This is a genomic window from Aeromonas sp. 55A (genome assembly GCF_051919665.1).
In the GTDB taxonomy this organism is placed as follows: Bacteria; Pseudomonadota; Gammaproteobacteria; order Enterobacterales; family Aeromonadaceae; genus Aeromonas; species Aeromonas veronii.
The window spans coordinates 2,751,819-2,764,217 of record NZ_JBQBEH010000008.1 but is presented as its reverse complement, the minus strand read 5'-3'; the positions used below and the strand labels follow the sequence as shown (position 1 = coordinate 2,764,217).

Sequence of the window (12,399 nt, the reverse complement as noted above, 5' to 3'; positions counted from 1 at the left end):
TTAACGATCGAGATAACGACCCTGTTCCATTTCCCGTTCACGCTGACACTCGGCCAGATAGATGGCGGCAGCAACGGCAGGGGTTTTATGGTGCTTGTCGATGGCATTGGAGACCATCAACTGCAGGGTATTGAGGTTTTTCGCCTTGCGAAATTTACGTAGCCAGTGACCTTTGTCACTCAGCTCTTCAGCAGAAATAGTTGGTTGAACAGGCATGCTTTCTCTTGGGGATATTACCCAGGTTGAAATAAAGAAATTAAACAAAATAGCTAGGCAGAAAATAAAGAAAGCCAGGCAAATACCCAGCTCTCTTCTACTACACCTTCCCAGTATGTCAGGCTCGAGGAACGAAGCCGACTACATCATATACGCTGGTCAGGGTTTTTTCAGCTCTTTCGCGCGCCTTTTGTGCGCCCTCTGCCAGAATCGCGATCAGATGGGCCTCATCCTGACGCAACTCGTGGAAACGGGCCTGGATCGGTTCCAGCAGCGCAACCACAGCTTCGGCGGTTTCGGTCTTGAGGTGACCGTACATCTTGCCTTCGAAGTGCTGCTCCAGCTCGGGGATGGAGCGACCCGTCACCCCGGACATCAGGGTCAGCAGGTTGGAGACACCCGGTTTGTTTTCCGGATCGAAACGCACCACCGCCGGCTCGTCGGAGTCAGTCACCGCACGCTTGATCTTCTTGACGATCTGCTTGGGATCTTCCAGCAGGCCGATGAAGTTGGCCTCGTTGTCATCCGACTTGGACATCTTCTTGGTCGGATCCTGCAGGCTCATCACCCGCGCCCCTTCGGTCGGAATAAAGGGCTCCGGCATGGTGAACACGTCACCATAGAGGTTGTTGAAACGAGTGCAGATGTCACGGGTCAGCTCCAGATGCTGCTTCTGGTCGTTGCCGACCGGCACCTGATTGGCCTGATAGAGCAGGATGTCGGCCGCCATCAGCACCGGATAGCCGAACAGGCCGACGTTGACGTTGTTCTCGAAACGGGCGGACTTGTCCTTGAACTGGGTCATGCGCGACAGCTCACCCATCTGGGTGTAGCAGTTGAGGATCCAGCCCAGCTCGGCGTGCTGCGGCACGTGAGACTGGATGAAGACGGTGCTCTTCTTGGGATCGATACCGACCGCCAGATAGAGGGCGGCTGCGTCCAGACAAGCCTTGCGCAGGGCTGCCGGGTCCTGACGAGTGGTGATGGCGTGCAGGTCGACGATGCAGTAGAGGCAGTCGAACTCATCCTGCATGTTGACCCACTGACGCAGGGCCCCCATGTAGTTGCCGATGGTCAGTTGACCGGAGGGTTGCGCTCCGCTCAATACGATTGGTTTAGTCATGAGAGTGTTAATCCTTGTTATTCAGCCAGCCCAGCTGCGCTATTAGACCAAAAGTGCATCGAGCTGGGCAAACTGCTCGAATACCCAGTCTGGATGGGAGTCTGCGATGGGACGGCCATAGTTGTAGCCGTATGTAAGACCCACCACCTTCATGCCAGCCGCCTTGGCCGCCAGCACGTCATTTTCTGAGTCGCCCACCATCAGGGTGCGAGCCGGGCTCACCCCCAACTCCTGGCAGGCGTGCAGCAAGGGCTCCGGACTCGGCTTCTTGACCGGTACGCAGTTGCCGCCGAGCCAGAGCGCGAAGCAATCGCTGATGCCAAGGGCATCGAGGATAGGGGCCACGAAGTCGCTCGGCTTGTTGGTGACGATTGCCTGCTTGTAGCCCAGGCTTTGCAAGCGACGCAGACTCTGGGCCACCCCGTCATACATCGCCAGCCCTTGCAGCAGGCAGGCGTTGTAGTGCTGGAAAAAAATCGGTCTGGCCTTGGCAAACAGCTCGGGATCGGCCTCGCGATAGGCGAGCGCCCGCTGGATCAGCTTGTCGGCACCGTTGCCGACCCAGGTACGGATAACCGCTTCATCAGCTTGTTCCAGACCCAGATCAGCCAGAGTCAGATTGACCGCCAGCGCCAGCTGGGCGGCGCTGTCAATCAGGGTGCCGTCCAGATCGAACAGCACCAAATCAAATGCGCGCTCAGCGTGTGACATGAGCCAGCTCCGCACGCATCTTATCGATCACCGCCTTGTAGTCAGGCTGGCTGAAAATGGCCGAGCCGGCGACAAACATGTCGGCGCCCGCTTCGGCGATCTCGCGAATGTTATCGACCTTCACCCCGCCATCGATCTCGAGGCGGATATCGCGGCCGCTCTCGTCGATCAGACGACGCACCTGGCGCAGCTTGTCGAGGGTACCGGGGATGAAGCTCTGGCCACCGAAGCCCGGGTTGACCGACATCAGCAGGATCACGTCCAGCTTGTCCATCACATACTCGAGGCAGGAGAGCGAGGTAGCAGGATTCAGCACCAGACCCGCCTGGCAGCCCATCTCCTTGATGAGGCCCAAAGAGCGATCAACGTGATCGGACGCTTCCGGATGGAAGGTGATGAGGGAAGCACCGGCCTTGGCAAAATCGGGAATGATGCGATCCACCGGCTTGACCATCAGGTGCACGTCGATAGGGGCCTCGATACCGTAGTCACGCAGCGCCTGACAGACCATGGGGCCAATGGTCAGGTTGGGAACATAGTGGTTGTCCATCACGTCGAAGTGAACCACGTCGGCACCGGCAGCCAGTACCTTGGCTACATCGTCACCCAGACGGGCAAAATCGGCAGAGAGGATCGAGGGGGCAATCAGAAAGTCTTTCATCAGCATCATCCATTGGCAGCCAGGGAGAAAAAGCGGCGCAATTTTAACGTAAAAGGCGGGCGAAAACGACTCGAATGCGGGGTAAATGGGGCAATCGTCTCCCCTCCCCCAGCCACCCGGGTTTTGGGACATCGGCACGGGCGCGGACTCGCCCATAAAAAACGGCGCCCTTGGGCGCCGCATGTTCTGTTACGCCAGTGGCAGCAGTTCGCTGTCGCTGGGATAGTAGCCCTGCTCCGGTTCGATTCCGGGCGGATAGAGCGCCAACAATTCGGCCACCTTGTTGCGGGTGCCGCCGTTGCGACTGATGGTGCGCTTGACCAGGATTTCGTCGAGGCGGGCACCGCGATAAAGCTCACGAGTCAGCTCAATATCGTGGTTGCTGATCAGCACCGGCACCCCTTTGTGAGCCGCTGTGTGGCGGGCCAGTCGAGCCAGGATCGCCTGATCATCCAGGGTAAACCCACCGGAGGCATAGGTGGTGAAGCTCGCCGTAGTGGAGAGCGGCGCATAGGGTGGATCACAGTAGATAACCCAATCCTCTTCGGCACGCTTGATGGCGTCGGCGTAGCTCTCGCAGATAAAGGTCGCCTTCTGTGCCTTTTCGGCAAAGGCCCACAGCTCTTTTTCCGGGAAATAGGGTTTCTTGTAGGAACCGAACGGCACGTTGAAGCCGCCCTTCTTGTTGTAGCGGCACAGTCCGTTGAAACCGTGACGGTTGAGAAACAGGAACAAGAGTGCCCGCTCGAAGGTGGTCTCGGTCTGATTGAACTGGGTACGCAGCCGGTAATAGGCCGCCTTGTGGTTGTGCTCTGCCACAAACAGCTTGCGCGCCTCGGCAATGAAACTGTCCGGCGTCAGCTTGAGGTGGTTGTACAGGCAGATCAGATCCGGATTGATGTCGTTGAGCACATACGCGTCGTAGTCGGTGTTGAGAAACACAGACCCGGCCCCGACGAAGGGCTCCAGCAACACACGCCCGGCCGGCAGGCGCTCGGCAATCTCTTCAACCAGGGAGTATTTTCCCCCGGCCCATTTTAAAAAAGCGCGTGTTTTTTTCATGGAAATCCGGTGTGTAAGAAGGCAAGACCCAAAAAGGGGGACGATTCTACCCCCTTATCCGGTATCAAGGCTATTGCTTCAGCTCTTTTTGTACCTGTGCAAACGACTTGGGCCAGGGCTGGCCTTTCAGCAAGGCTGGCGGAAGCTTGCGAATGGCACTCTTGGCCTGGGTCAGACCGGCATAATCCCCTTGCAGCACAACGTACCAGGGGCTGCCACGGAATTTGGTCTGATAGACCCATACCTTGCCCGCCAGACCATGCTCAGCGACAAATTGATCCACCGCCTTGGTGTTGCTCGCCCCCATCAGCTGAACGCTGTAGTGGTTGCGCGGCTTCTTGTTCAAGGTGGCGACCGGTGTCAGGGCCACCTTGGGTGCAGGCGCGGCAACCGGCTCGTTGCTGGCTGTTTTGGTGGTGGCCGCAGGCGTTGCGGTTGTCACCGGATTCTGTACCTTGCTAGTGCTGGCCGGCGCCGTGGTTGCGACTGCATCACTGGGAGCTGTGCCACTCGGGTTCTTGCCGGTCAGCTCGTCCACCACATCAGTAGGCAGTGCGCCGCTCACCTTGGGTTCGGTCATCAGCTTTTGCACGACCTCGTCAGAGATCACCACCCGACGCCCTTCGTAATTGGTTGATTCGGTGGTCACAGTTTCGCTCTCCACCGATTTGGGCAACACTTTCGCCTCCGCCTGCCAATCCTTCACTACCCCGTTGGGATTGCTGGCTGCATCGCTGTTTTGCGCGCCTTGTGCAGCGGAATCTGTATTCAAACCGCCTGCAGTGAGGGGATCGCCTCCCGCTACCGGGATCGGCAATGCCGTGTTCTGCGCCGGATCCTGCAGCGCCGCTTTGCTTTCATTGTCAAACAGCGCAGGCAGCAGGTAGCTCAAAGCCAGCAGGCCGCCAGCGACCAGCGCGATAGCAGTTGCAATCTTCTTGACAGGCAACTCCGCCTGACGCTTCTTGGGCCTTCTGTCGGTCATGATATCCTCCAATAACTGCATGATGGTGGACGGATGTCCGTTCGCCGTTTTCAGGATCTCCTCCACTTGCGGCTTGGGCAAGAGGGTCGCCGGGATCTTGAGCTCTTTGGCTTTCTCATACAAGAAGATGCGCTGCTCGGGCGGGCTCAGTGGCGGCACTTCCAGCTCAAGGGCTGGCATGGCACGCCCTTTGAGCTGCGGTCGTTGGGTACGACACCAGACGTCACTGCCCGAGACAATAATGGCCAGCTGATGGGGCGTCGCCAGGGTATCGTTATGACGGATGATCGCCCACAACTCTCCCAGCAGTTCGGTCGGTAATTGGTCGGCCCGCTCTATCAACAGCAACAGGGTGGCTGGCTTGCTCCCCTCCAGCATGCGAAAAAAGCTCTCCGCCAGCGCATCCTGTGGATTGAACAGCGGGCGCGCCACTACCTGTGGCAATAACAGCTGACGCACATCCACCATCTTCATGGCAGGCGTGCCGATCAGGCTCACCACCCGCACTTTTTCCGGCAACACGCCGAGCAGGGATTCGCACAGGGTACCGCGACCACAACCGGGTTTACCGGAGAGAAAAATGAAAGGGTGATTGAATTCAATCAGATGCAGCAGCCGGTCAACCAGCTGCCGCTGGGAAGGAAGTTTTAGCAGTTTATTCGTCACGACCAGACTCGATCACCGCCAGCAACTCGGCATCGGACACATCCCCCACCACCTGCGCATGGCCGATACCAACCGGCAACACCAGACGCAGCTTGCCTTCCAGCACCTTCTTGTCACGGCGCATATGGCGAATAAAGGCGGCGAAATCCATCTCGGCAGGCGCATGAATGGGCAAATTGGCGGCCAGCAGCAGGGCGCGTACTCGCGCAACGTCCGCTTCGCTCATATTGCCACGGGCCTGCGCAGTCCAGGCTGCCAGCATGGTGCCAGCGGATACTGCTTCACCATGCAGCCAGTTACCATACCCCTGCTCGGCCTCAATGGCATGACCAAAGGTGTGACCCAGATTGAGCAGCGCACGGACGCCGTGCTCGGTCTCATCCTGACCGACCACATCGGCTTTGATCTCGCAGCAGCGTTTGATGGCGTAGGCCAGCGCGGCAGGTTCCAGCTGTTGCAGACGCACCATGTTCTGCTCCAGCCAGCTGAAGAAATCAGCATCCCAAATGATGCCGTACTTGATCACCTCGGCCATCCCTGCGGCAAATTCGCGGGCGGGCAAGGTACTCAGACATTCGGTATCGATAACAACTTGTTTGGGCTGATAAAAAGCCCCAATCATGTTCTTGCCGAGGGGGTGGTTGACAGCAGTTTTACCGCCAACAGAGGAGTCAACCTGGGAGAGCAGGGTGGTCGGGATCTGGATAAAAGGAATGCCACGTTGATAGCTTGCTGCCGCAAAGCCCACCACATCCCCGATCACGCCGCCCCCCAGAGCGATCAGTGTCGTATCGCGCCCATGGTTGGTTTCAAGCAGAGCAGACATGATCTGCTCAAAGGTCGCCAGGTTCTTGTACGCCTCGCCGTCAGGCAGGATCAGGTGTTCAACCTGAAAACCCGATAGCAGAGCGGTTACCCGTTCAAGATAAAGCGGAGCAACGACCGTGTTGGTCACTATCATCACCCGCTTGCCCTTGATGGTCGATACCAGCGCCTCGGGGCGCTGCAACAACCCGGCAGCTATCTCGATGGGATAGCTGCGTTCACCCAGTTCGACCTTCAACCGTTCCATGGACGTCCTCTAGATTACATACCGATCAGCTTTACAATTTGATTGGCAACGATTTTTGCGCTCTGGTCATCGGTGTGCACAACAAAGTCGGCAACCTCTTCATACAGGGCATTGCGCTCTTGTGCCAGACGTTCCAGCACTTCGCGTGCCGGTTCTTCGGTCTGTAGCAGAGGGCGGCGTTTGTCTCGCTGTGTGCGCGCCAGCTGCTTTTCGATAGTGGTTTCGAGGTAGACCACGATGCCACGAGCAGACAACTTGTTGCGGGTTTCGCGACTCTTGATGGCACCGCCACCCGTCGCCAGCACGATACCCTGCTGCTCTGACAATTCGCCGATCACCTTCTCTTCGCGAATCCGGAAACCTTCTTCGCCTTCAACATCGAACACCCAGCCGATATCAGCACCACTGCGGCGCTCAATCTCATGATCTGAGTCGAAAAACTCCATATGCAGTTGTTCTGCCAGATGTCTACCTATGGTGCTCTTGCCCGCACCCATGGGACCTATCAGGAAAATATTGCGTTTCTCAGCCATGTCTTTTCGTTAGTAATTACAAACTGTACGACCCCGATGAATACTGGATCGGGGTACCTATGAACCTTATCTTGCGATGGATCAGGAGGGGGATTATCTCAATAGATATCGGGACTGGCAACCGCAGCCCTTACGCCCCAGCCTCATTGGGGCGTAAGGTTATATGTGTTTTACCCTCACATGTAAAGCATTCAGAAGGCGTCGGTGACTATCTTGGGCGTCACGAAAATCAACAATTCCCGCTTTTTGTTCTCGCTGGTGGTCTTGCGGAACAAGGCCCCCAATCCGGGGATATCGCCCAACAAAGGCACCTTGGTCACATCGCTCTTGATGGTCTGCTGATAAATGCCGCCCAACACCAGGGTCTCGCCATTGTTCACCAGCACCTGAGTGGTGATGGACTGGGCGTTGATGGAAACCGCATCACCGGTACCGGTCGGTACCGTTTCCCCCTTGGTATCCTGGGTCACGGTCAGGTCGAGAATCACCCGATTGTCAGGGGTGATCTGCGGGGTCACCTTCAGGCTCAATACCGCCTTCTTGAAGGTAACCGAGGTAGCGCCACTGGAAGAGGACTCCACATAGGGGATCTCGGTACCCTGCTCGATCAACGCCGGTTTCTGGTTCGCCGTGGTCACACGCGGACTGGCGATAATCTCGGCCTTGCTCTCTTTTTCCAGCGCCGACAATTCAAGGTCGAGTAGGGTTCCATCGGCCAGACGGGCAACCTGGAATGCCAGGGTACCGGCAGCATTGGTCACCGGCAGGTTGACGTTCAACCGATCATCTGCTGTCGGTCTGGTAATTGTCGAGCCACCATTGTTGTTACCAGAGCCATCATTCCCCTCGATTGAACCGGACGTGCTGTTGCCATGACCATCGTTCTTGGTCACTCCCCAACGCACCCCGAGCGCTTCATCGAAACCGTCATCGATGGTCACCATACGCGCTTCGATCACCACCTGCTTGACCGGGATATCCAGAATATCCAGCATCCGCTTGATACTGCTGATAACCTCAGCCGTATCCTTCACAACCAGCACGTTGGTCCGTTCATCCACACTCACCGCGCCACGTGGCGATAGCAACTTGGTACTCTCGGAAGAGAGCAGAGCAGCCACTTCGGATGCTTTTGCATAGTTGATCTGCATATATTCGGTATATAACTGTGCCAAATCAGCCACCTGATTCCGGCTCTCCAGCTGCTGTTTCTCCCGTGCCGCAATCTCTTCAGCCGGAGCAACCAGCAGGATGTTGTTATCAAGCCGCTTATCCAGACCGCGCACTTTTAAAATGATGTCGAGCGCCTGCTCCCAGGGCACGCCATCCAGACGTAGTGTCAGATTGCCTGCCACAGAATCGGTAGTAACCAGATTGAGGTTGTTGAAGTCAGCGATAAGCTGCAACACGGTTCTAACCGGGATATCCTGGAAGTTCAATGAGATGGGCTTGCCCTGATACTGCTTTGAAGACGCAGATGCCGCCGTGCGTTTTTTCACTTCGATAATGAACAGTTTATCAGCCTGATCGTAACGGTAATCAAACTGGCCATTAACCGACAGCTCAAACAGGGTATCGTTGCCCTGCCGGGACACCTCAACCTGAGAGACCGGTGTCGCAAAATCCTGCACATTGATCAGATTAAGCAAACCATCAGGCACGCGAGTACCATGAAACTTGGCCAGCACAGTTTGACCGCGGCTGCTCACATCGACGGCAGCCGAGCTGTTGTCAAGTGTGACCAGAAACTCCCCCTGACCATCCTTGCCACGACGAAAATCCACCCCGGTCACCGAGTTGAAATAGGCTCCACTGCCACTGTTTTGATAGCTGCCGAGCAGTGGTTTGCTGGCAGCAGGCGTCGCAACAGGAGGGGTTACCGGTGCAACAGGCATTGACTTGGCAACAACCTGAGAATTGAGCAGTGCCGAAGGAGCTGGAGTGGCCACCATGGCTGAGGAAGCCGTTGCGGCTGGTGCAATCAGGGCGCTTTCGCCATTAATCAGAGCTGATGAGGTCCCTTCACCAAGGGAAACCAGCAATTTGTTACCCTGTTGCTGCACCTGATAGGGAGCCAGCTGATCGAGAGCAATCTTGATATCAAGGCCAGCTCCCTTCCCTTCCACCTTGATGTTGTCTACTCCCTGACGCTGAATAGGCAGCGGGTTCACCTTGAGTGCGCCCACAGCACCGGGGACATGCAGCAGGAGCTGGTTAGGTTGATAGGAGAGACGATCGGTAAAGCCACTCACAGGCTCGCTGAAGCTGAGCTCCAGTTGCAACTGGTCTGCCAGCAATGGATTAACTTTTATCTCTTGCAAGGTTGCCACTGCCCACGCCTGACCAAAGGCACTGGCGCAAAACAGCAAAGCCACTTTTGTTAGACTGTCTATGGTTGTTCTCATTGCTGTTCGTCCCTGATTATTGTTTTTCTTGCATATTGGCCATCGCCAACTGGGTTTCTCTTGTTACCCAGCACCCCTTCCCGTCCGGAATGGTTTCCAGTAAATCCACTGCCGTAGGAGTAATCTTGATGACTCTACCCTGATCGAGCCCCATATACTGGTTGAGCCCGACCCGTATTGATTTTCCATCAGGTGTGCTGATCAGGGCCCACAACTGCCCGGCCTTTCCCAAGGAGCCGTGCATTGACAAGCTGGCGAGAGAGTAGTTTTCCAATACCTCTTTTTCTCTGTCCATCATAACCTGTGCGCAATCAGGCTTCACCTGGGCACTATTCGCGCGCCCGACACTTGCTTCTGGTTGCGGCATCATGAAGGGGCTACGCAGATCGCGTTGTTGATAGTGCATGGGGGAAAACGGCTTCAACTGGGGTAAGGGTTCAATAGGTACAGGGGGTCTTGCCTTGGTTTCAGCAATATAGGAATCCATCTCCTCCTGACCACCACAGGCCGTCAGCAAGAGGGCAGGTAACAACCAGCAGATGCGTCTCATTGTTTCTGCTCCACTGTTTTACCGTTGTACTTGTAGGTTTTGGCCAGCATCGACATAGCAATCAGGTCTCCCTCATCCTTGCTCTGACTCAAGGTAAAGGAGTCGAGTATGACGATACGAGGCAGGGCTGCCATATCTGCCGTAAACTTGCCGATCTGATGATAATTACCTACCACCTCGATCCGCATGGGCAATTCGGTAGAAAACTCGTGCTTGACCTCCGGTTCCCAGTTGATGCGATTGAGTTTCAAGCCATTATCGGTGGCAATAAAACTGATATCGTCCAGCAAACCGGCGACCTCATGGGTATTGGGCAGCTGCTTGAGCTGGGTATCGACCAGTTGCTCGAGCTGGATCATTTGTGCCTTGTAGGCGCCCAAATTGGCTGCCAGCATCGCCTTGCTTTCAAACTGGCCTTTCAGCTCCGTCTCTCTGGCGCTCTCTTTGGTCAGATTGCCTAAGGAATTGGCAATCACGTAGTAATAAATAGCGCCACCAGTCAACACACAGCACAGCAGGATAAAGACAGCTTTCGCCCATTTTGGCCAGCTCGCGATGTCATTCAGATCAAGCTCGTTGAGTTGCTGAAGGTTCATTTGCTCTCCTTGGCCATATCCCCGGCAGCAGCGGTATTATTGGCAATCAGGAACATCATCGAGAATTGACTCAACGATACCGGCGCGACCTCCGCTGCAAAAATGGTGCTTATTTTCGACTGTCCCAGCCAGCCGGAACCATCGATTCGACGCATCATGCTGGCAACTCGACCATAAGCTTCTGTCTTGCCGTTGACATCGATAATATTGTTCTGCAACGAGAGGGTATTGAGGTAAACCCCATTGGGTACCAGAGAGGGCAACTGGTTGAAAAGACGAACGGGCACATTTCGACGCATTTGGAGATGTTCGATGAGTTGCATCCGATCGATCAGCTCCTTGCGACGTTCTTTAAGCAGGCGTATTTCTCCCAGTTGTGCATCCAGGATGGTCATCTCCTGAACCAGACGCTGATTACGCTGCTGCTGGGCGGCAATCTGACGCTCGACCAGCCAGTTGGCAAAGAGGCTCAGTGCGATAGTGACCAACACGAAAAGCCCGAGCAGGGCACCAAACTGTTTCTTTTGCCGCTGAGCACGAGCCTCGCGCCAGGGGAGAAGGTTTATATTTGACATGGTGTAAAACTCCTCAGAGCCAACCCGAATGCCGTCATATATTTAGCGCCATGTACCAGCTCGGCCTCTCCTTTCGGTTTGCCAAACAGGGCGAACAAATCCGGATGAAACACCTCGCAATTGGCTTCCTCTTTTACCTGTACCAACAAGCCAGGCAGCAAGCTGCCTCCCCCGGTCAACACCAGTTTGGCTATATCGCGATAACCTGACGAGCTGCAAAATAGCTGGATATTGCGCCGCACCTGTTGCAACAGCGAGTTGATATGTGGCATCAACACGTCCAACTCATGGTCAACAGGCAAGGTGCCTTTGGTCTTGGCTTGCTCAGCTTCATCCAGCGTCATGCCATAAAAGGAAGAGAGCGCCTGGCTATATTGATCACCGCCGAAATTCTGCAAGCGCGAGTAGATCACCTCTCCCTTGACCAAGGCTGCGAAGGTCATGGCACTGGCGCCAATGTCGATCACCCCGATCGGTCGCTCACTCTCCTGCAACTCGGGCAAACAGGCCACAACGGCCCGCCCCAAGGCATGGGCTCCCACATCCACTACCTTGACGGCAATGCCAGCCTCAGCGAGAGCGCTGACCCGGCCATTGACGCTCTCAGTACGGGCTGCGCTCAACAGGACATCCTGACGATCTTCACTGGCGCTGGTGTCCAGCACCTCAAAATCGAGGCTGACTTCATCGAGGGGAAAGGGAATTATCTGTTCGGCCTCCAGCTGCACCTGACTCTCCAGCTCCTTGTCACCAAGGCGAGCATCAATCTGGATGACCTTGGTGATCACATTGGAACCAGTCACCGCTGTCGCGGCATAATCGCTGTGGCCAGAGATAAGGCGCTTGAGGGTTTTCAAAGATGGGCTGACCCGCTCGATATCCTGTAGCTGGTAATCAACCAGCGTACCTTTCGGGGTGGCGACCTCGGCAACAGATTCAATATGCAGCTTGCCGGGACGACCAGTGAGGGTAACGGCCTTGATGGTCTGGCTACCGAAATCAATGCCCACCAAGGGGAGGAGGGATCCCTTATTAAATAGCCCAAACATATACACATCCATGCGTTATTGGGTTTTATACCTGAATTGAGTGTAGGACACTCTAATCAGATGAGAGCTTGATCCATCCTAAATGCTCTAACTATCAATGTCATAAAGTTTATACCGAAAAGTGACCCACCTCGCTTTCTTGAGATAAAGGGAGGCACCTTGGTTATTGCTCACTGTAGTGCTAACCTCTCGCAT

General features: G+C 55.6%; 13 protein-coding genes. All 13 read right to left on the bottom strand.

Annotated features, from left to right (window positions below; genetic code table 11):
* Complete coding sequence (locus ACTG2G_RS16930; RefSeq protein ID WP_005334997.1) at positions 1 to 216, bottom strand: hypothetical protein; 216 nt, start codon at positions 214 to 216, stop codon at positions 1 to 3.
* A 118-nt stretch (positions 217 to 334) separates the two neighbouring features.
* A complete protein-coding gene (gene trpS, locus ACTG2G_RS16925) occupies positions 335 to 1,339 on the bottom strand; it encodes a tryptophan--tRNA ligase (protein ID WP_005334999.1) in 1,005 nt (334 codons plus the stop codon).
* A 42-nt stretch (positions 1,340 to 1,381) separates the two neighbouring features.
* Positions 1,382 to 2,050: a phosphoglycolate phosphatase gene (locus ACTG2G_RS16920; protein WP_206901327.1), complete on the bottom strand. Its 669-nt coding sequence runs from the start codon at positions 2,048 to 2,050 to the stop codon at positions 1,382 to 1,384.
* Positions 2,037 to 2,711, bottom strand: a complete 675-nt coding sequence (rpe, locus tag ACTG2G_RS16915; protein WP_005335006.1) for a ribulose-phosphate 3-epimerase — start codon at positions 2,709 to 2,711, stop codon at positions 2,037 to 2,039. The genes ACTG2G_RS16920 and rpe overlap by 14 nt, the downstream gene beginning before the upstream one ends.
* 189 nt (positions 2,712 to 2,900) lie before the next feature.
* Positions 2,901 to 3,773 (bottom strand): Dam family site-specific DNA-(adenine-N6)-methyltransferase, encoded by an 873-nt coding sequence (locus ACTG2G_RS16910; RefSeq protein ID WP_064335703.1) that lies wholly within the window; start codon positions 3,771 to 3,773, stop codon positions 2,901 to 2,903.
* Positions 3,774 to 3,843: 70 nt separating this feature from the next.
* Positions 3,844 to 5,424 (bottom strand): SPOR domain-containing protein, encoded by a 1,581-nt coding sequence (locus ACTG2G_RS16905; protein WP_439985653.1) that lies wholly within the window; start codon positions 5,422 to 5,424, stop codon positions 3,844 to 3,846.
* Entirely contained in the window at positions 5,414 to 6,496 is a 1,083-nt protein-coding gene (gene aroB, locus ACTG2G_RS16900; RefSeq protein ID WP_421386187.1) for a 3-dehydroquinate synthase, read from the bottom strand. Before aroB ends, ACTG2G_RS16905 begins: the two co-directional genes overlap by 11 nt.
* 14 nt (positions 6,497 to 6,510) lie before the next feature.
* Positions 6,511 to 7,029, bottom strand: coding sequence for a shikimate kinase AroK (aroK, locus tag ACTG2G_RS16895; protein ID WP_005335014.1), 519 nt, complete (start codon positions 7,027 to 7,029; stop codon positions 6,511 to 6,513).
* A gap of 191 nt (positions 7,030 to 7,220) precedes the next feature.
* Complete coding sequence (locus ACTG2G_RS16890) at positions 7,221 to 9,434, bottom strand: type IV pilus secretin PilQ (protein WP_421386186.1); 2,214 nt, start codon at positions 9,432 to 9,434, stop codon at positions 7,221 to 7,223.
* 16 nt (positions 9,435 to 9,450) lie between these two features.
* On the bottom strand, positions 9,451 to 9,984 hold the full coding sequence (locus ACTG2G_RS16885) for a pilus assembly protein PilP (protein WP_216953060.1): 534 nt from the start codon (positions 9,982 to 9,984) through the stop codon (positions 9,451 to 9,453).
* Complete coding sequence (gene tapO / locus ACTG2G_RS16880) at positions 9,981 to 10,580, bottom strand: PilO family type IV pilus biogenesis protein TapO (protein ID WP_216953059.1); 600 nt, start codon at positions 10,578 to 10,580, stop codon at positions 9,981 to 9,983. Before tapO ends, ACTG2G_RS16885 begins: the two co-directional genes overlap by 4 nt.
* The gene (tapN, locus tag ACTG2G_RS16875) at positions 10,577 to 11,155 is read right to left on the bottom strand and encodes a PilN family type IV pilus biogenesis protein TapN (protein ID WP_421386185.1); all 579 of its coding nucleotides are present in this window, start codon (positions 11,153 to 11,155) and stop codon (positions 10,577 to 10,579) included. Before tapN ends, tapO begins: the two co-directional genes overlap by 4 nt.
* Positions 11,143 to 12,204: a PilM family type IVa pilus assembly protein TapM gene (tapM, locus tag ACTG2G_RS16870; protein ID WP_421386184.1), complete on the bottom strand. Its 1,062-nt coding sequence runs from the start codon at positions 12,202 to 12,204 to the stop codon at positions 11,143 to 11,145. The genes tapN and tapM overlap by 13 nt, the downstream gene beginning before the upstream one ends.
* Positions 12,205 to 12,399: the final 195 nt, after the last annotated feature.